Source organism: Streptomyces sp. NPDC014891 (genome assembly GCF_043081085.1).
GTDB lineage: Bacteria > Actinomycetota > Actinomycetes > Streptomycetales > Streptomycetaceae > Streptomyces.
In genome coordinates, this window is record NZ_JBIBWF010000012.1 from 109,614 (window position 1) to 135,868 (window position 26,255).

Here is a 26,255-nt window from a genome sequence, read left to right on the forward strand (position 1 = left end):
GGCGCCGGAGGGCGCACCGCGCCAGGATCCGCCGATCGACGACCCCCGAATGACGCCTTCACCCGATTGTGAGGCGCACTCTTGCCCGATCGCCCGCCGGCTGGGGACATTGTGGTGCGGATTCCGCCATGCGGCCGCCGGTCGACGACCGGCCGGGCCGCCGGCCACTCCGCCGCCCGCTCGCGCGGCCACCGCGCTCCCGGCACTCCCGCCCCGGCCCCCCGGCCCCTTCCCCCCGAACAGGTGGTACGTATGACGGACACCGACACCCTGCGGACGCCACCGGCGTCACGGGCCGTCGTCCGCGCGACCCCCGGCGCCGCCGTGATCGCCTCCGTCGCGCTCGTCGAGCTGTCCAGCGGCATCACCCAGGGCTTCCTCTCCCCGCTCCTGAAGGGGCTCACGGAGACCCTCCGGGTCACCGCCGCGGAGCTGAACTGGATCAGCATCGCCAACCTGCTCGCGTCGGTCGCCTTCACCCCGGTCCTGTCCCGGATGGGCGACCTCTACGGCCACCGGCGCATCCTGCGCTGGAACCTCGCGATCGTCCTGCTCGGCTCCGTCCTGGTCGGCTTCAGCCGCTCCTTCGGCGTGCTGCTCGCCGGCCAGATCCTCCAGGGCGCGTTCGCGGGCTTCTTCCCGCTGCTCGTCGGCATCCTCCGCAACCGCGGCGGGAAGGACGGCGACGGGGAGTCCCGCCGCGGCATCAGCTACATGGTCGCCGCGCTCGTCGCCGGCATCGCGGTCGGCCTGGTCGCCAGCGGCTTCGTGGCCCGTACCGTCGACAGCCCCACCGCCGCCCTCTGGGTCCCCACCGCGGCCGTCGGCCTGGCCCTCGCCGTCACCTGGCCGCTGCTGCCCGAGTCCGAGGCGCGCCCCGGCGGACGGATCGACTGGGCCGGCGGGATCCTCCTGTGCGTGGGGCTCGTCGCGATCATGCTCGGTCTCGGCATGGGCGGACTGCCCGACTGGGAGTGGACCTCGCCGCGCACCCTCGGCTGCCTCGTGGGCGGCGCGCTGGTCACCGCCCTGTGGGTCCGCGTCGAGCTGCGGATCCCGGAGCCGATGATCGACGTCCGGATGTTCCGGCGCCGGAACGTCGTCACCGTCTCGCTGGTGACCGTGACCTTCACCGTCCCGATGATCGGCCTCCAGGTCGCCAACCCCGTCTTCATGGGCACCGGGCCCGAGCACGGCTACGGGCTGGGCCTCGACCCCTTCGCCACCGGCCTGGCGATGCTTCCCAACATGCTCGCCATCGCCGCCGGAGCCCTGGCCGCGCCCAAGGTCGCCGCGGCGGTCTCCGACCGCCTCACCCTGTGCGCCGGCTCCCTGCTCATGGCCGCCGGCTACCTGGCCTCCCTGACCTGGCACGGCTCGATGCCGCTGTTCCTCGCCGGCACCGCCGTCGCCGGGCTCGGCATCGGCTTCCTCCAGCACTCCACCCGCACCCTGGCCGTCGAGTCCGTGCCGCCGGACCGGACGTCCGTCGGCTCGGGGATCAACGAACTCCTCATCAACGTCGGCGGCTCCGTCGGCGCCGCGATCGTCCTCACCGTGTTCGCCGCCCGCACCCCGGCCGGCGAGACCCTGCCCGAGCTGGGCGCCTACACCACCTCCTGGACGATCTGCGCGGTCGTCTCCCTGGCGGGCGCCGCGCTCGCCCTCCTCTACCGCACGCCGAAGGACCGCGAGGCCCGCTCATGACCACCACCGCGACCGCCCCCCTGGACCGGCTGCGCGCCCGCACCCGCGACCTCGTGACCCGGCGGCAGGACGACCTCCTCGCCCTCAGCCACCAGCTGCACGCCGACCCCGAACTGGCCTACGAGGAGCACCGCGCCGCCCGCCGCATCACCGACCTGGTCGAAGCGTCCGGCTTCGACGTCACCCGCGGGGTCTGCGACCTGCCGACGGCGTTCACGGCCACCGCCGGCAGCGGCGACCTGGTCATCGGCCTCTGCGCCGAGTACGACGCGCTGCCGGGCATCGGCCACGCCTGCGGCCACAACGTCAACGGCTCCGCCTCCGTCGCCGCGGCCCTGGCGCTCGCCCCGCTGGCCGACGAACTCGGCATCACCGTCAAGCTGCTGGGGACCCCTGCGGAGGAGTCCGGCGGCGGCAAGGTCGACATGCTGCGCGGCGGCGCGTTCGACGACGTCGCCGCGGCGATGATGGTGCACGCCGCGCCCGCGGACTCCGTCGGCATGAGCTCGCTCGCCATCAGCAGCTGGAAGGTCGGCTACACGGGCCGCGCCGCACACGCCGCGGCCATGCCCGAGCGCGGCGTCAACGCCGCCGACGCCATGATGATCGCCCAGGTCGCCATCGCCGCGTACCGCCAGCAGATGCGCCCCGGAGCGGTGGTCTCCGGCGTCGTCACCTCCGGCGGCGACGCCGCCAACGTCATCCCGGCCCGCACGGCCGCCGACTACGACTGCCGTGCAGCCACCAGCGAGGAGCTCCGCGAGCTCCAGGCCCGCATCCGCGCCTGCTTCGAGGCCGGCGCCCTCGCCACCGGCGCCGAACTGGCCCTGGAGGCCGTGGGCAACGACTACGCCGACCTCCGCCAGGACCTCGCCATGGCCCGCTCCTACCTCACCGCCGTCCGCGCGCTGGGCCGCGACGCGAAGGCCGAGGACCCCTCGATCCGCGGCGGCTCGACCGACATGGGCAACGTCTCGCACCACGTCCCGACCATCCACCCCATGATCGGCTACGACTGCGGCGACACGATCATGCACAACTCCGAGTTCACCCGCTACGGCACGACCCCGCAGGCCGACCGCGCGGTCCTCGACGGCGGCCTCGCGATGGCCTGGACGGCCCTGGACCTGGCCACCGACCCCGACCACCGCACGACCCTCCTGACCCGCCTCCGGTCCCGCGCCCCGTACCGGGACCCGGACACCCCGACACCCTCCTGACACTCCGACACCCCAACGCCCCGACACCCGGGCACACCCCCGACACCCCCGCCGCCCGGGACCCGTCCCCGACCGTCCCCGACCGTTCCCGACCCGAGACACCCGCAGGGACACACCCCGCCACCCCCACCCCGCGCCGAAGGCCCCCTCGCTCCGTGAGCGAGGGGGCCTTCGGCGTGCACACCGGGTCGGGCCGGCCGCCTCCCGGTCCGTGCGGACGGGCGGGCGGCTCAGATGTCCCGGAAGATCTCGATCTGCGCCCCGATCGAGTTCAGCCGCTCCGCCAGGTCCTCGTAGCCGCGGTTGATGACGTACACGTTGCGGAGGACCGACGTGCCCTCGGCCGCCATCATCGCGAGGAGGACGACCACCGCCGGGCGCAGGGCCGGCGGGCACATCATCTCGGCGGCGCGCCAGCGGGTGGGGCCCTCCACCAGGACCCGGTGGGGGTCGAGGAGCTGGAGGCGGCCGCCGAGGCGGTTGAGGTCGGTGAGGTAGATGGCGCGGTTGTCGTAGACCCAGTCGTGGATGAGGGTCTTGCCCTGCGCCGTGGCCGCGATCGCCGCGAAGAAGGGGACGTTGTCGATGTTCAGGCCGGGGAACGGCATCGGGTGGATCTTGTCGATCGGCGCTTCCAGCTTGGAGGGGCGGACCGTCAGGTCGACCAGGCGCGTCCGGCCGTTGTCCGCCGGGTACTCGGCCGAGCGGTCGTGGTCGAGGCCCATCTCCTCGAGGACGGCGAGCTCGATCTCCATGAACTCGATCGGGACCCGGCGGATGGTCAGTTCGGATTCCGTGACGACCGCCGCGGCCAGCAGGCTCATCGCCTCGACCGGGTCCTCGGAGGGGGAGTAGTCGACGTCCACGTCGATCTGCGGCACGCCGTGCACGGTCAGCGTGGTGGTGCCGATGCCGTCCACCCGTACGCCCAGGGCCTCCAGGAAGAAGCACAGGTCCTGGACCATGTAGTTGGAGGAGGCGTTGCGGATGACGGTCACGCCGTCGTGGCGGGCCGCCGCCAGGAGGGCGTTCTCGGTCACTGTGTCGCCGCGCTCGGTCAGGACGATGGGGCGGTCGGGGGAGACGGAGCGTTCCACCTGGGCGTGGTAGATGCCCTCGGTCGCGGTGACGTCGAGGCCGAAGCGCCGCAGCGCGATCATGTGGGGCTCGATCGTGCGCGTGCCGAGGTCGCAGCCGCCGGCGTACGGGAGCTTGAAGCGGTCCATGCGGTGCAGCAGCGGGCCGAGGAACATGATGATCGAGCGGGTGCGGATCGCGGCCTCGGAGTCGATCGAGTCCATGTCCAGCTCGGCCGGCGGCACGATCTCCAGGTCGACGCCCTCGTTCACCCAGCGGGTGCGCACCCCGATGGAGTTGAGCACCTCCAGGAGCCGGAAGACCTCCTCGATGCGGGCGACCCGGCGCAGGACGGTGCGGCCCTTGTTGAGGAGGGAGGCGCAGAGCAGCGCGACACAGGCGTTCTTGCTCGTCTTGACGTCGATGGCGCCCGAGAGGCGGCGGCGGCCGACGACCCTGAGGTGCATCGGTCCCGCGTAGCCCAGGGACACGATCTCGCTGTCGAGGGCCTCGCCGATCCGGGCGATCATCTCAAGGCTGATGTTCTGGTTGCCGCGCTCGATCCGGTTGACGGCGCTCTGGCTCGTGGCCAGTGCTTCGGCGAGCTGCGTCTGGGTCCAGCCGCGGTGCTGGCGGGCGTCACGGATGAGCTTGCCGATGCGTACGAGGTAGTCGTCTGCCATGGCGTCACGTTATCTCAGATATGAGATGGGGCCTGCTGTTGGGGTAGGCCATCAGGGTGACAGGGTGTGCGCGGTCGGGTGGCGCGGCTCGTACAGGGGGAGTTCGGTGCCGCTCGGCAGCCGTACGGCGGAGAGCAGACCCCAGCCCTGGTCGGTGATGGCGCGTGAGATCTCCGCGCCGCGGTCCTCCAGGTCCTTCAGGGTCGCCGTGAGGTCCTCGCACATGAGGTAGACCTCGTGCTTGGGCTCGTCCGTCGACGGGTGGACGGCGATCTCCGCGGGCGGCAGCGCGAAGACGAGCCAGCCGCCTCCGGCGTCGACGTGCGGGAAGCCGACGACGTCCTTGAGGAAGGCCCGGTCGGCCTCCGCGTCCGGCGTGTAGAGGATCACGTGCGCGCCACTGAACATGTCCCGATCGTCGGCCGCCCGTACGGCCGCGGCAATTCCTCCGCGGCCGTACGGGCGGCGCCGGCGCTCGGATCAGTGCGCCGAGCAGCCGCACGCCCGGTGCCGGCCGCCGTGCACCGCCGCGTACGACGAGGGGCGCGGCGCGGCCACCGCGCGGGCCAGACCGGCGGTCGCCGTGCGGCCCGAGGCGGACTCGGCGTCGTGGACCACGCGGCCGCCCACCAGGGTGAGCCGCACCGCGATGTCGCTGATGTCGGCGACCGGACACGTCATGACGTCGCGGTCGAGGACCACCAGGTCGGCGGCGCGTCCCTCCCGGACCGTCCCGGTCTCACCGTCCATGCGCAGCTGCCAGGCCGTGCCGTACGTGTGCATCCGCAGCGTCGAGGACCGGCTCAGCGCCTCCAGCTCGCGGTGCAGCGGGCCCTCGCCGTGCGAGCCCTGCCGGTCGATCGCCGTCCGGATCTGGTTCCACACCTGGAGGGCGTCCACCGGCCAGTCCGAGCCGCCCGAGAGCACGGCGCCGTGCCGTTCGAGCGAACGCGCCGGGTACATCCAGCGGTGCCGCTCGGGCCCGATGTACGGCAGGAGCGCCTCCATCGTCCAGGTGTCCGCGGCCGCCCACTGCAGCTGCATGCAGGCGGCGACCCCCAGGACGGCGAAGCGCCGCAGGTCGGCCGGGTCGACCAGCTGGAGGTGGGCGACCGCGTTGCGCGGATCGCGCAGTCCGGTGACGCGGCGCGCGTACGCGTAGCCGTCGAGCGCCGTCCGCACGGCCCGGTCGCCCAGGCCGTGGGCGTGCATCTGCCAGCCCGCCCGGTTGAGGACGGCCGACAGCCGGCCGTAGTCCCGGGCGGAGACGTACAGTTCGCCCCGGTTCGCGGTGGGCCGCCCGTCCTCGTCCAGATACGGCTCCAGGAGCGCCGCCGTCTGCGCCGGGTACTCGATCACCCCGTCGAGGAACACCTTGATCATCCCGAACCGCAGGCCGCGCACGTCGCCGAACTCCCGGCGCAGCCCCCGGGCGTAGGCGAGCGCCGCCGCCGGGTCCTTGGCCTGCTCCGGGTCGAGCCGGATCGCCGGGACGATCCGCTGCGGCAGCTTCCCGGCCGCCGCGAGCGCCCGGTAGGTGCTCAGCTCCCCGCGCCCGACCAGGGCGTCCATCATCGTGGTGACGCCCGAGGCGGCGGCCTGCGCGAGCACCCGCGCGCACGCGGCGACCAGCTCGGCCTCGCTCGGCTCCGGGATGTGCCGGGTCACCAGCGGCTGGGCGTCGTCCTTGAGCACCCCGGTGGGCCGCCCGTCCGCGCCCTTCACGATCTTCCCGCCCGGCGGGTCGGGAGTGGCGGCCGTGACGCCGGCGATCTCCAGCGCCCGGCCGTTGACCCAGACGTTGTGCCCGTCGCCGCCGACGAGGGCGACCGGGCGGCGGGTGGGCAGGGCGTCGAGCAGCGAGTGGTGCGGGAGGGTGCCCTGCGGCAGCAGGCCCACCGGGTTCCAGTCCTCCACCACCAGCCAGCCGTCCGGCTCCTGCCCCGGGCCGTCCTTCAGGAAGCCGGTCAGGATCGCGAGCAGTTCCTCGCGCGTGGTCTCCGCCCCTTCGAGGGAGGGCCGCAGCGAGCGGCTGCCCGCGCCCAGCGGGTGGACGTGCCCGTCGTGGATCCCGCTCATCACGGTCGCGCCGCGCGCGTCGACGACCTCGGTGTCCCGGCCGACGAGGCGGCGCAGTTCGCCGCCCCGGCCCGTCGCCAGGATCCGTCCGTCGCGGCCGACGGCCACCGCCTCGACCGGACGGCCGCCGGGGGTGCCGGTGAACACCCGCGCGCCGTGCACGACCAGCGCGGCCGACCGGGGGCGCCGCGAACCGGCCGCGGCGGGGCTCCCGGCGACCCCGACGAGACCCGCCGCGCCGGCGGCGGCGAGCACGGTGCGCCGGCTCAGGGAAGAAGTCATGACCACTCCAAACGTTGGCTGTGGCCGGACGCTCGCTGATTAACGTCGTAACCAGTACCCTCCCCGGACCGCGGAATCCGTACGATGACGCGCATGGCAGGGCCCACCCTCACCGACATCGCCCGCGCCGCGGAGGTGTCCACCGCCACGGTGTCGCACGCCCTCAACGGCACGGGCCGGCTCGGCGAGTCCACCCGGCGCCGGGTCCGCGAGGTGGCGGCCGCCCTCGGCTACGGATCGCGGCGGACGCCGCTCACCCCGACCGGGACCCTCGGCCTCGCCGTCACCACCTACGCGGGCGCCGCCTGGAACTACCTGGAGGTCCCCTACTTCTCCCGCCTGCTCACCGCCGCCGCGGCCACCGCGCACGTCCACGGCTACGCGCTCACGGTCCTGCCGGCCGTGCGCGGCGGCGAGACCCTCTGGCACACCCTGAGCGTCGACGGCATGCTCCTGCTCGACAGTCCCGAGGACGACCGGGTGCTGCGCGCCCTGCGGGCCAGGGGCATCCCCGTGGTCTTCGACGGCCGCCCCACCGACCCGCACCCCGGGGACGTCTGGGTCGACAACGACCACGCCGCGACCACCCGGGAGGTCCTGGACCACCTGGCGGCGGCCGGTGCGGACCGGATCGCCCTGCACGCCGGCTTCGGCCGCGAGTACTACACCGGAGCCGTGACCCGGGCGTACGAGGAGTGGTGCCGGCAGCGCGGCCGGGAGCCGACGGTGATCGCCTTCGACCCGGACGACGCGCCGGGCCACGCCTTCGACCGGGTCTTCTCCGGCCGGTCGTGCGACGCCGTCCACTCCGTGTACGACCCCGGCGGACGGCAGGTCCTGGCCGCGGCGGCCCGGCACGGTCTGCGGATCCCCGACGACCTGCTCCTGGTCTGCGCCAGCGAGGATCCCGCCTACGGCGCCCCCGGCCCGGCGGTGACGACGGTGTCGCTGCGGCCCGAGGCCATCGCGGAGACCGCCGTCACGGCCCTGGCCGCGCTGCTGGACCCCGCTCTGCCCGACCCGCCGCCGGGCGGGCTGACGGTCCCGGCCCGGCTGTGCCCGCGCACGTCGAGCCTCCGGGGGAGCGGCTGAGCGCCGCCGCGCCTCCGGTCGGCCGGGTCGCGGGCGCGAGGATGACGCCCGTCACAGGCATGCCGGGCATGACCGCGCAGCGGGGATGCACTAGAGTTATCTCGACATCGAGATAACTGCTTACGGCGCACCGCGGCCGCCCACCCGGTAAGGGTTACCTAACTAAGCCTTACCTTAGCGGATCGGCGAGGGAGTCGTGGCGGCAGCATGGCGGTAATACGCGCACATTGATGAAGGAGACTGTCGTGTCGGCGAACAGCTTCGACGCCCGCAGCACGCTGCGCGTGGGCGACGAGTCGTACGAGATCTTCAAGCTGGACAAGGTCGAGGGCTCCGCGCGCCTCCCGTACAGCCTGAAGGTCCTCCTGGAGAACCTGCTCCGCACCGAGGACGGCGCGAACATCACCGCCGACCACATCCGGGCCCTCGGCAACTGGGACTCGCAGGCCCAGCCGAGCCAGGAGATCCAGTTCACGCCGGCCCGCGTGATCATGCAGGACTTCACCGGCGTCCCCTGCGTCGTCGACCTCGCCACCATGCGCGAGGCCGTCGCCGCGCTCGGCGGCGACCCGGCGAAGATCAACCCGCTCTCCCCGGCCGAGATGGTCATCGACCACTCCGTCATCGCCGACAAGTTCGGCACGAACTCCGCCTTCGCGGAGAACGTCGAGCTGGAGTACGGCCGGAACAAGGAGCGCTACCAGTTCCTGCGCTGGGGCCAGACCGCCTTCGACGACTTCAAGGTCGTCCCGCCGGGCACCGGCATCGTCCACCAGGTGAACATCGAGCACCTGGCCCGCACGGTCATGGTCCGCAACGGCCAGGCGTACCCCGACACCCTCGTCGGCACCGACTCCCACACCACCATGGTCAACGGCCTCGGTGTGCTCGGCTGGGGCGTCGGCGGCATCGAGGCCGAGGCCGCGATGCTGGGCCAGCCGGTCTCCATGCTCATCCCGCGCGTCGTCGGCTTCAAGCTGACCGGCGAGCTCCCGGCCGGCACCACCGCCACCGACCTGGTCCTCACGATCACCGAGATGCTGCGCAAGCACGGCGTCGTCGGCAAGTTCGTCGAGTTCTACGGCGAGGGCGTCGCCGCCACCTCCCTCGCGAACCGCGCCACCATCGGCAACATGTCGCCGGAGTTCGGCTCCACCGCCGCCGTCTTCCCGATCGACGGCGAGACCCTGAACTACCTCAAGCTGACCGGCCGCTCCGCGCAGCAGGTCGCGCTCGTCGAGGCGTACGCCAAGGAGCAGGGCCTCTGGCTCGACCCGGCCGCCGAGCCCGACTTCTCCGAGAAGCTGGAGCTGGACCTCTCCACGGTCGTCCCCTCCATCGCCGGCCCGAAGCGCCCGCAGGACCGCATCGTCCTCGCGAACGCCGCCGCGCAGTTCGCCCAGGACGTGCGCAACTACGTCTCGAACGACGACGAGGCGGGCAAGGAGTCCTTCCCGGCCTCCGACGCCCCGGCCGTCTCCAACGGCGTCCCGTCGAACCCGGTCGAGGTGACCGCCCCCGACGGCACCACCTACACGATCGACCACGGCGCCGTCACCGTCGCCGCGATCACCTCCTGCACCAACACGTCGAACCCGTACGTGATGGTCGCGGCGGCGCTCGTCGCCAAGAAGGCCACCGAGAAGGGCCTGACCCGCAAGCCGTGGGTCAAGACCACCCTCGCCCCCGGCTCCAAGGTCGTCACCGACTACTTCGACAAGGCGGGCCTCACCCCGTACCTCGACAAGGTCGGCTTCAACCTCGTCGGCTACGGCTGCACCACCTGCATCGGCAACTCCGGCCCGCTGCCGGAGGAGGTCTCCAAGGCCGTCAACGAGCACGACCTGGCCGTGACCTCGGTGCTCTCGGGCAACCGCAACTTCGAGGGTCGCATCAACCCCGACGTCAAGATGAACTACCTGGCCTCCCCGCCGCTGGTCGTCGCGTACGCCATCGCGGGCTCCATGAAGGTGGACATCACCAAGGACGCCCTCGGCGTCGACCAGGACGGCAAGCCCGTCTACCTGGCCGACATCTGGCCGACGGAGGCCGAGGTCAACGACGTCGTCGCCAACGCCATCGGCGAGGACATGTTCAACAAGTCCTACCAGGACGTCTTCGCGGGCGACGCCCAGTGGCAGGCGCTGTCGATCCCCACCGGCAACACCTTCGAGTGGGACACCGAGTCCACCTACGTCCGGAAGCCCCCGTACTTCGAGGGCATGACGATGGAGACCACCCCGGTCACCGACATCACCGGCGCCCGCGTCCTGGCCAAGCTGGGCGACTCGGTCACCACCGACCACATCTCCCCGGCCGGTGCCATCAAGGCCGACACCCCGGCCGGCAAGTACCTCACCGAGCACGGTGTGGAGCGTCGTGACTTCAACTCCTACGGCTCGCGCCGAGGCAACCACGAGGTCATGATCCGCGGCACCTTCGCCAACATCCGCCTGCGCAACCAGATCGCGCCGGGCACCGAGGGCGGCTTCACCCGCGACTTCACCGTCGAGGGCGCGCCGGTGTCGTTCATCTACGACGCCTCGCAGAACTACCAGGCCGCCGGCACCCCGCTGGTCATCCTGGGCGGCAAGGAGTACGGCTCCGGCTCGTCCCGCGACTGGGCCGCCAAGGGCACCGCGCTCCTCGGCGTCAAGGCCGTCATCACCGAGTCGTACGAGCGCATCCACCGCTCGAACCTCATCGGCATGGGCGTCCTGCCGCTCCAGTTCCCGGCCGGCCAGTCGGCCGACTCGCTCGGCCTGACCGGCGAGGAGACCTTCTCCATCGCGGGCGTCACGGAGCTGAACGAGGGCACCACGCCGAGCACGGTCAAGGTCACCACCGACACCGGTGTCGAGTTCGACGCGGTCGTCCGCATCGACACCCCCGGTGAGGCGGACTACTACCGCAACGGCGGCATCATGCAGTACGTGCTCCGCAACCTGATCCGCGGCTGACACCGCCGGATCCGGTCACGGCAAGGGCCCCGCTCCTCGGAAGAGGAGCGGGGCCCTTCGGCGGTCCCGGGCGGACCCGGAAGCCGTCCGGAAGATCCGCGTGATCTGAACGGACCGAGCGGTCCGGGCGACCGGATCCGGTCGCCCGGAGCGGCGGACGGATCAGAACATGATCTTGAAACCGTTCCAGCCGGACGTGCCGATCTTGACCTTGGCGTGGAACGGCGCGGAGGCGTTGCCCGTGCCCTTGTACAGCCACAGGGCGCCGGCCGTGTCGCGGGCGACGAGGTCCGCGGTGCCGTCGTAGTTCATGTCGCCGATCGACAGCAGGTAGTTGAACATGTTCCAGCCGCCGCCGATGCGGGTGGCGGAGGAGAAGGGCGCGCGGTAGTTGCCGGTGCCCTTGTAGAGGAACAGCTCGCCGTTGCTCTTGCGCGCGACGATGTCGGCCTTGCCGTCACCCGTCAGGTCGCCCTTGCCGGTGATCTGGTCGTAGATGTTCCAGCCCGAGCCGACCTTGACGCGCGGCGCGATGCCGCCGTTGCTGTAGCCGAGGTACAGCCACAGGACGCCGGCGCTGTCGCGGGCGAGCAGGTCGTCCGCGGCGGCGCCGCCGATGCTGGACGGCGAGAAGACGCGGTTGTAGATGTTGTAGCCGCCGCCGAGGTCACGACGGTCCTGGCTCCAGGGACCGTAGTAGAGGCGGTTGTTCTCGACGAACCAGATGCCGTCCGACGAGCCGTTGTTGTTGACGTCCGTCTGGGTGACGAACTTCTTGTACTGGAAGCCGTAGCCGGTCTTCTCGGAGGCCGTGAGGCCGCCGGAGCCGGTGAGGCCGTACCCGTAGATGTCGCCGGCGCTGTTGATGCCGTACAGGGCGTTGGTCGGGGTGACCGAGGCGGAGGTCGCGGCGAAGGTGCCGGCGCGCGGGGCGGCCGGGGCGACGTCGGCGGACTTCGCGGACGCCACCGGCGTCTCCGCGGCCATCGCCGACGTCGTGGTGCCCACGAGGGCGGCCGTTATCGCGGCCACGGTGACACGGGACAGGAGACCCGAGCGGTTCAGGCCAGAAGAGTTGGCCACGTAGTACTCCATAGGAGAGAGGGACACAGTCGATCCCACCGGTCGCTCGAACGCGTGCGCGAGGTCGGCGGTCCCCCTATGATCGCCCGTCATCCTCACAGGATCCTTACTTTTCAAGGTGTCTGTGACAGAACTGTTTCGATCCCGGTCGTATGTACCGTTTGCCCCCCATGTCTTCTCGCTGCGCCGCGGCGCACCCCCCGCGCACCGCTCCATTACGGGTCGGCCTGAGGGGGTGTCAAGGGCAGGGGCGGACGAATGGTTGGACGAAACGCCGCAGATCCAGCGTGCTTATCCCGGAGGTCTCAACTCGGGAAAGATGGCCGTCAAAACCTGCTTTCGATCTTGCTCAGGCGAAGGGAAGTGGACTATACCTGTCGGCGTCCAGCCAGTCGGTTCCATCACACGACGGCCCGACGCCTGCACGACCCGGCTGCAAATGACCGCGGTGGCGGGGCCCTTCGCCTGTGGCGAGCGAGTACGGGCGACCGGTACACCGCCTGAGTCCTGAATGAAGGCGAGGACTTGAGCATGGGATCCACCTCCGCTCAGACCAATGAGGGCCTTGGCCGTCGCGATCTGATCAAGCGTTCTGCCGCGATCGGCCTGATTTCGGTGCCGACCATGGGCTTCCTCTCCGCTTGCGCGAGCAGTGACAGCGGAGGCAACGAGAAGGTCGAGAAGGGGACGAAGTCCGACAAGAACCCGCTTGCGGTGAACGAGTCGGCACCGCTCGATTTCGTCCTCTTCGACGGCGGATTCGGCCAGCAGTACGCCAAGGACGCGGTCAAGATCTACGAGACCAATTACCCCAAGGCGAAGGTCAAGTTCACCCCGACCCAGAAGATCACCACCACGCTGCAGCCGCGCTTCAACGGCGGCAACCCGCCGGACCTCATCGACAACTCGGGCGCCGAGCAGATGGACATGGGCGTCCTCGTCGGCCAGAAGCAGCTGGCGGACCTCACCCCGCTGCTGGACGCGCCGTCCATCGACGACCCGAGCAAGAAGGTCCGCGACACCCTGCGGCCCGGCATCGTCGAGATGGGCCAGTTCGACGGCGAGCCGTGCTGGATCCTGAACTACGCCTACACGGTCTACGGCGTCTGGTACTCCCAGAAGCTCCTCGACTCGCTCGACGCGAAGTACCCGGAGACCTGGGACGAGATGCTGGCCGTCTGCGAGAAGGCCAAGAAGAAGGGCGTCGCGGGCTGGACGTACGCGGGCAAGCACCCGTACTACGTGCCCTTCTCCCTCTACCCGATGATCGGCAAGGTCGGCGGCCGCGAGGTCCTGGACGCCATCGACAACCTGGAGCCGAAGGCCTGGGAGCACCCCGCGGTCAAGGCGTGTTTCGAGGCCTACTACGAGCTCGTCCGCAAGGGCTACATCCTCAAGGGCACCCCCGGCCTCGACCACATCCAGTCGCAGACCGCCTGGACCGAGGGCAAGGCGCTGTTCATCCCGAACGGCTCCTGGGTCGAGAACGAGGCCGCGAAGACCATGCCGGCCGACTTCGGCCTCGCCGTCTCGGGCCCGACCGGCCTCGACGCCTCGGACAAGATGCCGTTCGGCACCATCTGGGCCGCCGGCGGCGAGCCCTTCATCGTCCCGGCGAAGGCGGCGAACCCGGCGGGCGGCATGGAGCAGCTGCGCATCATGCTCAGCGAGGCCTCCTCGAAGAACTTCACCCAGTCGGTGAAGTCCCTGACCGCCCTCAACGGCGGCACCGACGGGATCGAGCTGTCCCCGGGCCTGAAGTCCGGCGTCGCGGCGCTGGAGAAGGCCGGCCAGAACGTCGTCAACCCGCGCCTCCAGGACTGGTACGTCGCCCTCCAGAAGGAGAAGATCGGTGTCGCCGGTATCGGTGAGCTGATGGCGGGCCGGGCGACCCCGGCCGAGACGATCAAGAAGATCCAGAAGTACGCCGACGAGGCGGCCAAGGACTCCTCGATCAAGCACTACAAGCACCAGTGAGCAGTGCCGGGGCCCCTTCCCGCCGACCGGGAGCGGGCCCCGGGCCCTTCGCGCGTCACAGCAGGGGCGCGCCTTCGCGGGAAGATCGGGGTCGGTAGGAATGCAACACGGCAAGTACCGTTTCATCGTGGGGTTCCTGGCGGCCCCCCTGGCGCTCTACGCGCTCTTCGTCATCTGGCCCTTCATCCAGTCCATCTACTACTCGTTCACGGACTGGACGGGACTGAGCCCCGAATTCGGGATGGTCGGATTCGACAACTACAGCAGAATGCTGGACGACGAGGTCTTCTGGAAGTCGGTCCAGCACAGCCTGATCTTCGCGCTGGTGCTGCCCCTGGTGACCGTCGGACTCGCGCTGTTCTTCGCCTTCATGCTCAATGTCGGCGGTCGGCGCCGCAAGGGCGCGGCCATCGCGGGTGTGCGCGGATCGTCTTTCTACAAGATCGTCTATTTCTTCCCGCAGGTGCTCTCGATCGCGATCGTGGCACTGCTCTTCCAGTTCGCGTACAACCCGAACAGCGGAGCGATCAATTCCGTTCTGAAGGGGGTCGGTCTCGGCGACGTCCAGCCCGACTGGCTGGGTGACCCGGACCTCGCCCTCATCTGCGTGATGGTGGTTCTCGTCTGGTCGACCGTCGGATTCTTCGTCGTCCTCTTCTCGGCCGGCATGGCGTCCATTCCGAGGGACTTCTACGAGGCGGCCCTGCTCGACGGCGCGAACCGGTTCACCACCTTCTTCAAGATCACCCTGCCGCTGCTCTGGGACACCGTGCAGTCCGGCTGGATCTACATGGGCATCCTCGCCCTCGGCGCGGAGTCCTTCGCGGTCGTCCAGATCATGACCGTCGGCCCCAACGGCGGCGGGCCCGACTACTCCACCATCGTCCTTCCGCTGTACGTGTACCAGAAGGCGTTCCGGGACGGTCAGGCCGCCTACGCCACGACCATCGGTGTCGCGCTCCTCATCGTCACGCTGGCCTTCGCGGCCGTCGTGATGAAGGTGGGCCGGCGCGAGCGGCTGGAGTTCTGATGAAGACGACCGACACTGCCACCACCGGCGTCGAGAGCCACGGCACCCCGGGCGGCTCCGGGCCCGTGGTCACCAGGACGCCGCCCCCCGCGCCCCGCAAGGAGCCGAAGAAGGAGGGCGCGACCCTCAACGTCTTCTCACACGGCGTCCTGATCATCTGGGCGATCATGGTCGTCATGCCGCTGCTCTGGGCGGTCATGACCTCCTTCAAGACGGACAAGGCGATCTTCACCTCGCCCTGGTCGCTGCCCGACAGGCTGCACTTCGAGAACTGGTCGCGCGCCTGGACCGAGGCGCACATGAGCGACTACTTCCTGAACACGATCCTGGTGGTCGGAGGCTCGCTCGTCGGCACCCTGCTCTTCGGGTCGATGGCGGCCTACGTCCTGGCCCGCTTCGATTTCCCGGGCAACCGGTTCATCTACTTCCTCTTCATCGGAGGGATGAGCTTCCCGATCATCCTGGCGCTCGTGCCGCTGTTCTACGTGATGCAGAACATGGCCCTGCTGAACACGCTGCACGGCCTGATCCTCGTGTACATCGCGTACTCGCTGCCGTTCACCGTCTTCTTCCTCACCGCCTTCTTCCGGACCCTGCCGACCTCGGTGGCGGAGGCGGCCTTCGTGGACGGGGCCTCGCACACCCGGACCTTCTTCCAGGTCATGCTGCCGATGGCGAAGCCGGGACTGATCAGCGTCGGCATCTTCAACTTCCTCGGGCAGTGGAACCAGTACCTGCTGCCCACCGTGCTGAACACCGAGCCGGAGAAGAAGGTGCTCTCCCAGGGCCTCGTCCAGCTGGCGGTCAGCCAGGGCTACAAGGGCGACTGGTCCGGTCTCTTCGCCGGGCTCGTGATGGCGATGCTGCCGGTCCTGGCCGCGTACATCATCTTCCAGCGGCAGGTGGTGGCCGGTCTGACCGCCGGCGCCGTGAAGTAGCACTCCTGTCCCGCAGTCCCCAGGGCCCCCGGCGCAACCGCGCCGGGGGCCCTGGGCGTGGGGCGGCGCGCGGTGTGACACAGACCCTCCCCACCTCAAGGTCTTGACGGGGAGCAAGCCGAAAGCGTCCCCTTAGAGTTCACATGTTGGAGAAAACGGTGGGAGTGAGTGAGTCGATGGAGACTCCGGGGTCGCAGACGTCTCTGCACAGGGCCAATCTCGAACGGGTCGTCCGGGCGGTGCGCATGGCCGGCTCGCTCACCCAGGCGGAGATCGCCCGGGCGACGGGCCTGTCCGCCGCGACGGTCTCCAACATCGTCAGGGAGCTGAAGGACGGCGGCACCGTCGACGTCACGCCCACCTCGGCGGGCGGCCGCAGGGCCCGCAGCGTCTCGCTCTCCGGCGACGCCGGCATCGTCATCGGGGTGGACTTCGGCCACACCCACCTCCGGGTCGCCGTCGGCAACCTCGCCCACCAGGTCCTCGCCGAGGAGGCGGAGCCGCTCGACGTGGACGCCTCCGCCGCCGAGGGCTTCGACCGGGCGGAGCAGCTGGTCAACCGGCTGATCGAGGCCACCGGGATCGGCCGGGACAAGGTCATCGGCGTCGGGCTCGGCGTCCCGGGTCCCATCGACGTCTCCTCCGGGACCCTCGGCTCGACCTCGATCCTGCCGGGCTGGAGCGGGATCAACCCCGCCGAGGAGCTCTCCGGCCGCCTCGGCGTGCCCGTGCACGTCGACAACGACGCCAACCTCGGCGCGCTCGGCGAGCTGGTCTGGGGCAGCGGGCGGGGCGTCAAGGACCTCGCGTACATCAAGGTGGCCAGCGGCGTCGGCGCCGGGCTCGTCATCGACGGGCGGGTCTACCGGGGCCCCGGCGGCACCGCCGGCGAGATCGGGCACATCACGCTCGACGAGTCGGGCCCGGTCTGCCGCTGCGGCAACCGGGGCTGCCTGGAGACCTTCACCGCCGCCCGGTACGTGCTGCCGCTGCTCCAGCCCAGCCACGGCCCGGACCTGACCATGGAGCGGGTCGTCCAGCTGGCCCGCGAGGGCGATCCCGGCTGCCGCCGGGTCATCGCCGACGTCGGGCGGCACATCGGCAGCGGCATCGCCAACCTCTGCAATCTCCTGAACCCGAGCCGGGTGGTGCTCGGCGGGGACCTCGCGGAGGCCGGGGAGCTGGTTCTGGCGCCCATCAGGGACTCCGTGTCGCGCTACGCGATCCCCAGTGCCGCCCGGCAGCTCTCGCTGGCCCAGGGGGCCTTGGGCGGCCGCGCCGAAGTGCTCGGCGCCCTGGCCCTCGTACTGAGTGAAATGGGCGATTCGACCCTGTTGGAGAGTGCCCTGCCGGCGGCCGCTCCGGCCTCACGCCTTGCGTTCACTTAGATAACGAACACCACCGTTGTCATCTCGTTAAGAATTTACTTCTTGACGGCAACCGTGCGGCCGAGTTGACTTCGTGCCACCTCGGCCGCAACGTCGCGGCCTCGTCAGGGAGGCAACCCCACATGAACGCAGTGACGCGTCGTGCCGTCATAGCAACGGCCGCGGTCTCGATGGCCCTCTCGCTCGCCGCCTGCGGCCAGGCCGGCGGCGACGACAGCGGAGACAAGGGCAGCTCGACCAAGATCGGTCTGCTCCTTCCGGAGAACAAGACCTCGCGCTACGAGGCTCTGGACAAGCCCCAGTTCGAGAAGGCCGTCAAGGCCGCGTGCGGCGACTGCGAGGTCGTGTACAACAACGCGGTCTCCGACGTCGTCAAGCAGAAGCAGCAGTTCGACCAGCTGATCGCCGACGGCATCAAGGTCATCGCGCTCGACCCGGTCGACGCGACCAAGGCCGAGGGCTGGGTCACCGAGGCCAAGGCCAAGGGCGTCAAGGTCGTCGCGTACGACCGTGCCGTCAAGGGCGCCGACGCCTACGTCAGCCACGACAACAACAAGGTCGGCGAGCTCCAGGGCCAGGCGCTCCTCGCCGCCCTCGGCGCCAAGGCCGCCACCGCCAACGTCGTGATGATCAACGGCGACGAGAAGGACCCGAACGCGGGCCTCTTCAAGAAGGGCGCCCACACCGCGCTCGACGGCAAGGTCGGCAAGATCGCCTACGAGGCGTCCGGCGAGTGGGACCCGAAGGTCGCCGGCGAGAAGATGTCCGCCGCGATCTCCTCGGTCGGCAAGGACAAGATCAACGCGGTCTACTCGGCCAACGACGGCATGGCCGGCGGCGTCATCACCTCCCTCGAGAACGCCGGCATCAAGGGCATTCCGGTGGGCGGCCAGGACGCCGAGGTCGCGGGCATCCAGCGCATCATCGCCGGCTCGCAGACCTTCACCATCTACAAGTCGCCGCTCCAGCTCGCCCCCGAGGCGGCCAAGTTCGCGGTGAACCTGCTCCAGGGCAAGGACCTCGGCGCCCAGGGCGCGACCGACGGCGTGCCGTCGACGCTCTTCCCGCCGGTCGTGGTCGACAAGACCAACATCCAGACCACGGTGATCAAGGACGGCATCTACAAGGCCGCCGACCTCTGCACCTCGGACCTGGCCGCCAAGTGCACGGAACTCGGCATCAAGTAACCCCCGAGCCGTGCCCGCCGGGCCCCCAGGGGGCCCGGCACCACGGATCCCGACACCGGCCCGCGTACAGGGCCTGAAGCCCCGGCCACGGGGCGGACGGCCCCGCCGGGGCGCCTGCCCGCGAGAGGGCGCGCCCCCGCCGCACGCCCCGAGCCCGTCGACCGGATCCGTCCCTCCGCCCGTCCGGCCCCCGGCCGACCCAGACCCCGCTGTCGGTCCGGGGGCCGGACGAGCTCAGCCCCCCCTCGAACTTTGGCGCTGCACCGGTGGCGCGACATGCCGCCGCCCGCGCGCGGCGAAGGAGTTGGTTCACGTGTCCCAGACGCAGGCGCCCGTGCTGGCGTTGCGCGGGATCTTCAAGCGGTTCGGAGCGGTTCAGGTCCTCTCCGGTGTCGATCTCGAAGTCCACGCAGGAGAGGTCGTCGCGCTCGTCGGCGACAACGGCGCGGGTAAGTCCACGCTGGTCAAGACGATCGCCGGTGTCCACCCGATCGACGAGGGCGTCATCGAGTGGGAGGGCGAGCGGGTGGAGATCCAGCGCCCGCACGACTCCCAGAACCTCGGCGTCGCGACCGTCTACCAGGACCTCGCGCTCTGCGACAACCTGGACGTCGTCGCCAACCTGTTCCTCGGCCGCGAGATCAAGAAGGGCGGCGTCCTCGACGAGGTCGCCATGGAGAAGCGGGCCAAGGACCTGCTCTCCACGCTCTCGATCCGCATCCCCAGCGTCCGCATCCCCGTCGCCGCCCTCTCCGGCGGCCAGCGCCAGGTCGTCGCCATCGCGCGCGCCCTGGTCGGCGACCCCAAGATCGTCATCCTCGACGAGCCGACCGCCGCCCTCGGCGTCGAGCAGACCGCACAGGTCCTCGACCTGGTCGAGCGGCTCCGCGAGCAGGGCCTCGGCGTCATCCTCATCAGCCACAACATGGCCGACGTGAAGGCCGTCGCCGACACCGTGGCCGTGCTGCGCCTGGGCCGCAACAACGGCACCTTCCCGGTCGCCACCACCACGCACGAAGAGATCATCGCCGCGATCACCGGTGCCACGGACAACGCCGTGACCCGCCGTCAGGCCCGCAACGCGGAGGTAGCGAAGTGAGCAACACCCCTCCCACCGCGAGCGAAGAGGCAGCGGTGCCCGAGCCCCGTACCCCCGACGAGACGGCCCCGGTGACCGAGGCCCCGGCCGCCGCGGCGATACCCGCCGTCGACCCCCGCCTGCTCGTGCGCGAGCAGGGCTTCAAGGGCTACGTCGAGGAGTTCAAGCGCAAGATCCGCTCCGGTGAGATCGGCTCGCTGCCCGTCGTCGTCGGCCTCATCGTCATCGGCATCGTCTTCCAGGCCCTCACCGGCAACTTCATCACCTCGTACAACCTCGACCAGATCACGCTGTACGCGGTCGGCCCCGGCATCATGGCCGTCGGCATCGTCTTCGTGCTGCTGCTCGGCGAGATCGACCTCGCCGTCGGTTCGGTGGCCGGCCTCGCCGGCTCGGTCTGGGGCGTCCTCGGCACCGACATGCCGGACTCCCTGGCGATCCTCCTCGGCATCCTGTCCGGCACCCTGCTGGGCGCCTTCCACGGCCTGGTCTTCGCGAAGATCGGCGTTCCCGCCTTCGTCGTCACCCTGGCCGGCTTCCTCGGCTGGGCCGGTCTCCAGACCTGGGTGATGGGCGACAAGTCGACCATCCCGACCCCGATCGGCAGCTTCGTCGGCGACCTCACGAAGTACTACTTCTCCGACGTCGCCGCCGCCTACGGCCTCGCCGTGGCCGTCGTCGCCGCGTTCTACCTGGCCCAGCTGCGCGACTCCCGCCGCCGCAAGTCCGCCGACCTGCCGCACCGCCCGCAGAGCGAGATCATCCTGCGCACGGCCGTCCTCGCGGTCCTGGTCCTCGTCGCCGCGTACGGCTTCAACCAGGAGCAGGGCCTGCCGCTCTCCCTGGTGATCTTCCTGGTCATCCTGCTCGTCACCGACTTCGTGCTGCGCCGCACCACCTACGGCCGCCAGGTCTTCGCCGTCGGCGGCGGCATCGAGGCCGCCCGCCGGGCCGGCATCAACGTCGCCTGGATCCGGATCTCGGTCTTCATGATCTCCGGCACGATGGGCGCGATCGGCGGTCTGTTCCTCGCCTCCGCCACCGGCGGCGCCGACCGCTCCCTCGGCGGCGGCAACCAGCTGATGATGTGCATCGCCGCCGCGGTCATCGGCGGAACGTCCCTGTTCGGCGGACGCGGCAAGGTCTGGTCGGCGCTCCTCGGCATCCTGGTCATCCAGTCGATCGTCCAGGGCCTGAACCAGATGAACCTGTCCTCGAACGCGATCCAGTACATGATCACCGGCGCGGTCCTGCTCATCGCCGTGATCATCGACTCGGTCTCCCGCAAGACGCAGAAGACGGCGGGACGCGCCTAGGGGCCCCGCCCCCGTCCGCGTAACGCCCGCCACACCGCCCGGCGCCGTGAAACCGGCGCCGGGCACTGCTGCGTCCGGAGCAGTACCAGGGGCCGCGGGAATCCCCGCGGACCAGGGCGCGGAGCCGTACAGATCAGCGACATGTAGGCCGTGGGAGTGACGCCCGACCCCCCGGCCCGATGCCCACGATCCAAGACGGAACATTAGACTCGACAAATCGGCAAGCTCGACCAGCTCAAACGCAAGGAGGCACGGGTGGCTCTGCTGACCCGTATCAGGGGACCGCGAGATCTGGACCGGCTCTCCCCGGAACAGCTGGACCAGCTGGCCGACGAGATCAGGACGTTCCTCGTGGACGCCGTCTCCAAGACCGGCGGGCACCTCGGGCCCAACCTGGGCGTGGTCGAGCTGACCATCGCCCTGCACCGCGTGTTCGACTCCCCGAAGGACAAGGTCCTCTGGGACACCGGCCACCAGAGCTACGTCCACAAGCTGCTCACGGGCCGCCAGGACTTCTCCAAGCTCAAGATGAAGGGCGGCCTCTCCGGCTACCCCTCGCAGGCCGAGTCCGAGCACGACGTCATCGAGAACTCGCACGCCTCCACGGTCCTCGGCTGGGCCGACGGACTCGCCAAGGCCAACGAGGTCCTCAAGAAGGACGACCACGTCGTCGCCGTCATCGGCGACGGGGCCCTCACCGGCGGCATGGCCTGGGAGGCGCTGAACAACATCGCCGCCGCCAAGGACCGCCCGCTCGTCATCGTCGTCAACGACAACGAGCGCTCCTACGCGCCGACCATCGGCGGCCTCGCCAACCACCTGGCGACCCTGCGCACCACCGACGGCTACGAGCGCTTCCTCGCCCGCGGCAAGGACATCCTGGAGCGCACCCCCGTCGTCGGGAAGCCCCTCTACGAGACCCTGCACGGCGCCAAGAAGGGCCTCAAGGACTTCATCGCCCCGCAGGGCATGTTCGAGGACCTCGGCCTCAAGTACGTCGGACCGATCGACGGCCACGACATCGAGGCCCTGGAGTCCGCCCTGACGCGCGCCAAGCGCTTCGGCGGGCCCGTCATCGTCCACTGCCTCACCGAGAAGGGCCGCGGCTACCAGCCGGCCCTCCAGGACGAGGCCGACCGCTTCCACGCCGTCGGCAAGATCCACCCCGACACCGGCCTGCCCATCTCCTCCTCCGGCGCGGACTGGACCGGCGTCTTCGCCGAGGAGATGGTCGCCCTCGGCAAGGAGCGCGCGGACATCGTCGCCATCACGGCGGCCATGCTCCAGCCCGTCGGCCTGGACAAGTTCGCCAAGGCCTTCCCCGAGCGGGTCTTCGACGTCGGCATCGCCGAGCAGCACGCCGCGGTCTCGGCCGCCGGCCTGGCCACCGGCGGCCTGCACCCGGTTTTCGCGGTCTACGCGACCTTCCTCAACCGCGCCTTCGACCAGGTCCTCATGGACGTGGCCCTGCACAAGTGCGGCGTCACCTTCGTCCTGGACCGGGCCGGCGTCACCGGCACCGACGGCGCCTCCCACAACGGCATGTGGGACATGTCGATCCTCCAGGTCGTCCCCGGCCTGCGGCTCGCCGCCCCGCGCGACGCCGACCAGGTCCGCGCCCAGCTGCGCGAGGCCGTCGAGGTCACCGACGCCCCCACCGTGGTCCGCTTCTCCAAGGGCGCCGTCGGCCCCGCCGTACCGGCCCTGCGCCGCGTCGGCGGCATGGACGTGCTCCGCGAGCCCGGCTCGGACCGGCCGGACGTCCTCCTGGTCTCCGTGGGCGCCCTGGCGCCCATGTGCCTGGAGATCGCCGACCTCCTCGACAACCACGGCATCTCCACCACCGTGGTCGACCCCCGCTGGGTCAAGCCCGTCGACGAGGCCCTCGCCCCGCTCGCCGAGCGCCACCGGGTCGTCGTCACCGTCGAGGACAACAGCCGCGTCGGCGGTGTCGGCTCGGCCGTCGCCCAGGCGCTCCGCGACGCCGGCGTGGACGTACCGCTGCGTGACTTCGGCATCCCGCCGCGGTTCCTCGACCACGCCTCCCGCGGCGAGGTCCTGGCGGAGATCGGTCTGACCGCCCCGGACATCGCCCGGCAGGTCACCGGCCTGGTCTCGCGACTCGACGGCCGGTTCGAGAGCAGCGCGCAGGCCGTGGAGCCCGCCCGCGACTGACGGTCACCGTCACCCCGTGTCACCCCAGGGGCCGATCGGTTCACTCTTCGGAGTGCCGATCGGCCCCTGGGCGTGCATCCTGTCCACAGGACGGGCAGCCCCATGGCAGGGAGGTACGACGAGTGAGTACGGACCAGCAGCCACGCGCCAACAGCGGAGTGTTCCGGACCAAGACGGTCGAGCAGTCGATCCGCGACACCGAGGAACCGGAGCACGCGCTCAAGAAGTCCCTGTCCGCCTGGGACCTGATGGTGTTCGGCGTCGGCGTCATCATCGGCACCGGCATCTTCGTCCTGACCGGCAAGGTCGCCAAGGAGAACGCCGGCCCCGCCACCGCCCTCGCCTTCATCGCCGCGGGCATCGTCTGCGCCCTCGCCGCCCTGTGCTACGCCGAGTTCGCCTCCACGGTGCCGGTGGCGGGATCGGCGTACACCTTCGCGTACGCCTCCATCGGCGAACTGCCCGCCTGGATCATCGGCTGGGACCTCGTCCTGGAGTTCGCCCTGGGCACGGCGGTGGTCGCCGTCGGCTGGTCGGGCTACGTCCGCTCGCTCATGGACAACATCGACTGGCACCTGCCCGCGGCACTCGAAGGGCCGGACGTGCCGGGCGGCACCTTCGACATCCTGGCCTTCCTGCTCGTCCTGGTGCTGACCGTCGTCCTCGTCCTCGGCATGAAGCTCTCCGCCCGGATCACCGCGCTCGTCGTGGCGATCAAGGTCACCGTGGTCATGATCGTGATCGTCGCCGGCCTGTTCTTCATCGTCGGCGACAACTACAAGCCCTTCATCCCGCCGGCGGTCACCCCCGAGGGCGGCGGCTCCGGCTGGGACTCCCCGATGGTCCAGCTGATCTTCGGCTACGAGCCGACCAACTTCGGCGTCATGGGCATCTTCACCGCCGCCTCGGTCGTCTTCTTCGCCTTCATCGGCTTCGACGTGGTGGCCACCGCCGCCGAGGAGACGAAGCTGCCCCAGCGGGACATGCCCCGCGGCATCCTCGGCTCGCTCTTCATCTGCACCGTGCTCTACGTGGCCGTCGCGCTGGTCGTCACCGGCATGCAGCACTACTCGGAGCTCTCCGTGAGCGCCCCGCTCGCCGACGCCTTCAAGGCCGCCGGGCATCCCTTCTACGCGGGCGTGATCAGCTTCGGCGCCGCCGTCGGCCTCACCACGGTCTGCCTCATCCTGCTGCTCGGCCAGACCCGGGTGTTCTTCGCGATGAGCCGCGACGGCCTGCTGCCGCGCTTCTTCTCCAAGACGCACCCGCGCTTCAAGACCCCGTACCGGCCGACCATCCTGCTCGGTGTGATCATCGCCGTCGTCGCCGGCTTCACCAGCATCAACGAGCTCGCGACCCTGGTGAACATCGGCACGCTCTTCGCGTTCGTGGTCGTCGCCTTCGGCGTCATCGTGCTCCGCCGCACCCGCCCCGACCTGCCGCGCGCCTTCCGCACCCCCTGGGTGCCGGTGCTGCCGATCCTGTCCATCGCCGCCTCGCTCTGGCTGATGCTCAACCTGCCGGGCGAGACCTGGTTCCGCTTCGCGGTATGGATGGCGATCGGCATCGTCGTGTACTTCCTGTACGGGCGCAGTCACAGCCGGCTCGGGAGGCAGGGGCAGGACGCGACGTACTGAGCGGACCAGCGAGGGAGGGCGGCCGGGAGAGACGGCCGGGATGCGGCAGGCGCGGAAAGTACCGTTCGGAAGGGCGACTAAAGTCGTTTCGTACCCGAACTCCTTCCGACGACCGGAGTGCTGGATCCCCCCATGGCTAATCGATCCCAGGCCGCCGCAGCCCCCTCCACCGCCCCCCTGCTCCAGGGCGCCTGGCTGACCCGAGGAGCGGAGGGCAGGTTCAGCGCCTACCTGCCCAGGGACGGAGAAGTGGTCCGCTGGACCGAGGGACCCGACGGTTCCTGGACCGGCCCCGTCTCGCTCGGCGGCCCGGGCCCGGCCGGGGGCCTCACCCCCTTCCTCGCCGTCGGCCAGGGCGCCGACCGCTACGTCCACCTGGTCGCCCTGCGGCCGACCGACGGGGGAGAGGGGCACCTGGAGCTCGTCCACAGCGTCCAGTTCCAGACGGGCCGCCCCGCCCTGGAGTGGCGCCCCCTCGGGCACTCCAACGGCAAGGGGCCGTGGACCGGCAACCCCGCCGTCGCGGTGGACGGCCAGGGCCGGGCGTACGCCTTCATGCGCAACGGCGGCGGCGGGCTCAGCGTCCGCGCCCAGAAGGACACCGGCGGCTGGCACCCCTGGTGGGACCTGATGGGCTCGAAGACCGACCCCTCGCCGGTCGCGATCACCAACGGCTCCGGCTTCGTCGAGCTGTACAGCTCGCACGCCAAGGGCCTCGTCCGCTACGTCCAGCGCGAGTCCGGTGCCAAGCCGATCCGCGAGGAGCTGCTCCCGGCCTCGGTGACCATGGGCACCCTGGCCGCCACGACCGGCCCCTCCGGGCACGTCACCCTCTTCTACCTGGACCTCGACGGGCAGGTCCGCGCCTGGTCGCCGGAGCGCTCCCTGGAGCCCACGGTGCTCGGCAAGGCCGTCGGCACCGGGAGGCTCGCCGCCACCCGCTGCCTCATCGACGGCTTCGACTGCACGGTCCTCGCCCAGCAGTCCGACGACGGCCGGCTCGCCCTCGCCGCCTATCCGAGCGAGCAGGAGACCGAGGGCATCGAGTGGTCGGAGACCGGGGAGCGGCACGCCGACCTCGCCGCCGTCCTCACCCGCGGACTCGACGGCCGCCTGGTCGCGATGGCCCGGATCGGCGACGGAGCGCCGATCACCACCCGCCAGAAGGCCGCGGCGGAGGGACTGCTGCTGGAGGGCTGGCGCTCCATAGGGTGACACCGCCCCGAGAAGGCCCTCACGGGCCCGGGGAGCGCCCCGGAACACGCGGACGGCCCCGGCAACCCTCATGGGGTGCCGGGGCCGTCCACGTACGCCCTGGGGCGCGA

The 26,255-nt window shown here is 70.7% G+C and carries 18 protein-coding genes; 14 read left to right on the top strand and 4 right to left on the bottom strand.

The genetic code is table 11. The annotated features are described in order from the left end of the window. Window positions 1–252 precede the first annotated feature (252 nt). On the top strand, window positions 253–1,707 hold the full coding sequence (locus ACF09E_RS29980; RefSeq protein ID WP_392208634.1) for an MFS transporter: 1,455 nt from the start codon (window positions 253–255) through the stop codon (window positions 1,705–1,707). Continuing rightward, window positions 1,704–2,927: a M20 family metallopeptidase gene (locus ACF09E_RS29985; protein WP_392208636.1), complete on the top strand. Its 1,224-nt coding sequence runs from the start codon at window positions 1,704–1,706 to the stop codon at window positions 2,925–2,927. Before ACF09E_RS29980 ends, ACF09E_RS29985 begins: the two co-directional genes overlap by 4 nt. Before the next feature lie 230 nt (window positions 2,928–3,157). Here ACF09E_RS29985 and ACF09E_RS29990 read toward each other — a convergent pair whose 3' ends face one another. From ACF09E_RS29990 to ACF09E_RS30000, 3 genes are all read right to left on the bottom strand, one after another. Continuing rightward, the gene (locus ACF09E_RS29990) at window positions 3,158–4,687 is read right to left on the bottom strand and encodes a helix-turn-helix domain-containing protein (RefSeq protein ID WP_388803109.1); all 1,530 of its coding nucleotides are present in this window, start codon (window positions 4,685–4,687) and stop codon (window positions 3,158–3,160) included. Window positions 4,688–4,738: 51 nt separating this feature from the next. Then, entirely contained in the window at window positions 4,739–5,095 is a 357-nt protein-coding gene (locus ACF09E_RS29995; protein WP_361854617.1) for a VOC family protein, read from the bottom strand. Window positions 5,096–5,167: 72 nt separating this feature from the next. Beyond that, window positions 5,168–7,048 carry an amidohydrolase gene (locus ACF09E_RS30000; protein WP_392208638.1) on the bottom strand — a complete coding sequence of 627 codons (1,881 nt, stop codon included), beginning with the start codon at window positions 7,046–7,048 and terminating at the stop codon, window positions 5,168–5,170. Window positions 7,049–7,141: 93 nt separating this feature from the next. Here ACF09E_RS30000 and ACF09E_RS30005 point away from each other — a divergent pair, with 93 nt between their 5' ends. Both ACF09E_RS30005 and acnA read left to right on the top strand, forming a co-directional pair. Next, window positions 7,142–8,140, top strand: coding sequence for a LacI family DNA-binding transcriptional regulator (locus ACF09E_RS30005; protein ID WP_392208640.1), 999 nt, complete (start codon window positions 7,142–7,144; stop codon window positions 8,138–8,140). Window positions 8,141–8,385: 245 nt separating this feature from the next. Then, window positions 8,386–11,100, top strand: a complete 2,715-nt coding sequence (acnA, locus tag ACF09E_RS30010; RefSeq protein WP_392208642.1) for an aconitate hydratase AcnA — start codon at window positions 8,386–8,388, stop codon at window positions 11,098–11,100. 162 nt (window positions 11,101–11,262) lie between these two features. On the opposite strand, the gene ACF09E_RS30015 is transcribed toward acnA, so the two are convergent. Then, window positions 11,263–12,183 (bottom strand): FG-GAP repeat domain-containing protein, encoded by a 921-nt coding sequence (locus tag ACF09E_RS30015; RefSeq protein ID WP_392208644.1) that lies wholly within the window; start codon window positions 12,181–12,183, stop codon window positions 11,263–11,265. A gap of 531 nt (window positions 12,184–12,714) precedes the next feature. Between ACF09E_RS30015 and ngcE the strand changes: the two genes are divergently transcribed. The 10 genes from ngcE to ACF09E_RS30065 all read left to right on the top strand — a co-directional run bounded on the left by ngcE (window position 12,715) and on the right by ACF09E_RS30065 (window position 26,145). Beyond that, a complete protein-coding gene (gene ngcE / locus ACF09E_RS30020) occupies window positions 12,715–14,160 on the top strand; it encodes an N-acetylglucosamine/diacetylchitobiose ABC transporter substrate-binding protein (protein WP_361850623.1) in 1,446 nt (481 codons plus the stop codon). Window positions 14,161–14,260: 100 nt separating this feature from the next. Next, window positions 14,261–15,190 (top strand): sugar ABC transporter permease, encoded by a 930-nt coding sequence (locus ACF09E_RS30025; protein ID WP_361850621.1) that lies wholly within the window; start codon window positions 14,261–14,263, stop codon window positions 15,188–15,190. Continuing rightward, complete coding sequence (locus ACF09E_RS30030) at window positions 15,190–16,128, top strand: carbohydrate ABC transporter permease (RefSeq protein ID WP_392208646.1); 939 nt, start codon at window positions 15,190–15,192, stop codon at window positions 16,126–16,128. Before ACF09E_RS30025 ends, ACF09E_RS30030 begins: the two co-directional genes overlap by 1 nt. 176 nt (window positions 16,129–16,304) lie before the next feature. Further along, window positions 16,305–17,516, top strand: a complete 1,212-nt coding sequence (locus ACF09E_RS30035) for an ROK family transcriptional regulator (protein ID WP_361850617.1) — start codon at window positions 16,305–16,307, stop codon at window positions 17,514–17,516. 122 nt (window positions 17,517–17,638) lie between these two features. Continuing rightward, on the top strand, window positions 17,639–18,703 hold the full coding sequence (locus ACF09E_RS30040) for a sugar ABC transporter substrate-binding protein (RefSeq protein WP_388803090.1): 1,065 nt from the start codon (window positions 17,639–17,641) through the stop codon (window positions 18,701–18,703). A 304-nt stretch (window positions 18,704–19,007) separates the two neighbouring features. Then, on the top strand, window positions 19,008–19,802 hold the full coding sequence (locus ACF09E_RS30045) for an ATP-binding cassette domain-containing protein (RefSeq protein WP_319321169.1): 795 nt from the start codon (window positions 19,008–19,010) through the stop codon (window positions 19,800–19,802). Continuing rightward, window positions 19,799–21,118 carry a sugar ABC transporter permease gene (locus ACF09E_RS30050; protein ID WP_383435436.1) on the top strand — a complete coding sequence of 440 codons (1,320 nt, stop codon included), beginning with the start codon at window positions 19,799–19,801 and terminating at the stop codon, window positions 21,116–21,118. Before ACF09E_RS30045 ends, ACF09E_RS30050 begins: the two co-directional genes overlap by 4 nt. A gap of 255 nt (window positions 21,119–21,373) precedes the next feature. Continuing rightward, entirely contained in the window at window positions 21,374–23,293 is a 1,920-nt protein-coding gene (dxs, locus tag ACF09E_RS30055; RefSeq protein ID WP_073906613.1) for a 1-deoxy-D-xylulose-5-phosphate synthase, read from the top strand. Window positions 23,294–23,415: 122 nt separating this feature from the next. Further along, window positions 23,416–24,930 (top strand): amino acid permease, encoded by a 1,515-nt coding sequence (locus ACF09E_RS30060; RefSeq protein WP_392208649.1) that lies wholly within the window; start codon window positions 23,416–23,418, stop codon window positions 24,928–24,930. A 132-nt stretch (window positions 24,931–25,062) separates the two neighbouring features. Further along, the gene (locus ACF09E_RS30065) at window positions 25,063–26,145 is read left to right on the top strand and encodes a hypothetical protein (RefSeq protein WP_388803082.1); all 1,083 of its coding nucleotides are present in this window, start codon (window positions 25,063–25,065) and stop codon (window positions 26,143–26,145) included. The last annotated feature ends 110 nt before the right edge of the window (window positions 26,146–26,255 follow it).

What these genes read in the sequence shown, in the direction of transcription:
- ACF09E_RS29980 (WP_392208634.1), top strand. Translation starts at nt 253, where the DNA reads ATGACGGACACCGACACCCTGCGGACGCCACCGGCGTCACGGGCCGTC.
- ACF09E_RS29985 (WP_392208636.1), top strand. Translation starts at nt 1,704, where the DNA reads ATGACCACCACCGCGACCGCCCCCCTGGACCGGCTGCGCGCCCGCACC.
- ACF09E_RS29990 (WP_388803109.1), bottom strand. Translation starts at nt 4,687, where the DNA reads ATGGCAGACGACTACCTCGTACGCATCGGCAAGCTCATCCGTGACGCC.
- ACF09E_RS29995 (WP_361854617.1), bottom strand. Translation starts at nt 5,095, where the DNA reads ATGTTCAGTGGCGCGCACGTGATCCTCTACACGCCGGACGCGGAGGCC.
- ACF09E_RS30000 (WP_392208638.1), bottom strand. Translation starts at nt 7,048, where the DNA reads ATGACTTCTTCCCTGAGCCGGCGCACCGTGCTCGCCGCCGCCGGCGCG.
- ACF09E_RS30005 (WP_392208640.1), top strand. Translation starts at nt 7,142, where the DNA reads ATGGCAGGGCCCACCCTCACCGACATCGCCCGCGCCGCGGAGGTGTCC.
- ngcE (WP_361850623.1), top strand. Translation starts at nt 12,715, where the DNA reads ATGGGATCCACCTCCGCTCAGACCAATGAGGGCCTTGGCCGTCGCGAT.
- ACF09E_RS30025 (WP_361850621.1), top strand. Translation starts at nt 14,261, where the DNA reads ATGCAACACGGCAAGTACCGTTTCATCGTGGGGTTCCTGGCGGCCCCC.
- ACF09E_RS30030 (WP_392208646.1), top strand. Translation starts at nt 15,190, where the DNA reads ATGAAGACGACCGACACTGCCACCACCGGCGTCGAGAGCCACGGCACC.
- ACF09E_RS30035 (WP_361850617.1), top strand. Translation starts at nt 16,305, where the DNA reads ATGGAGACTCCGGGGTCGCAGACGTCTCTGCACAGGGCCAATCTCGAA.
- ACF09E_RS30040 (WP_388803090.1), top strand. Translation starts at nt 17,639, where the DNA reads ATGAACGCAGTGACGCGTCGTGCCGTCATAGCAACGGCCGCGGTCTCG.
- ACF09E_RS30065 (WP_388803082.1), top strand. Translation starts at nt 25,063, where the DNA reads ATGGCTAATCGATCCCAGGCCGCCGCAGCCCCCTCCACCGCCCCCCTG.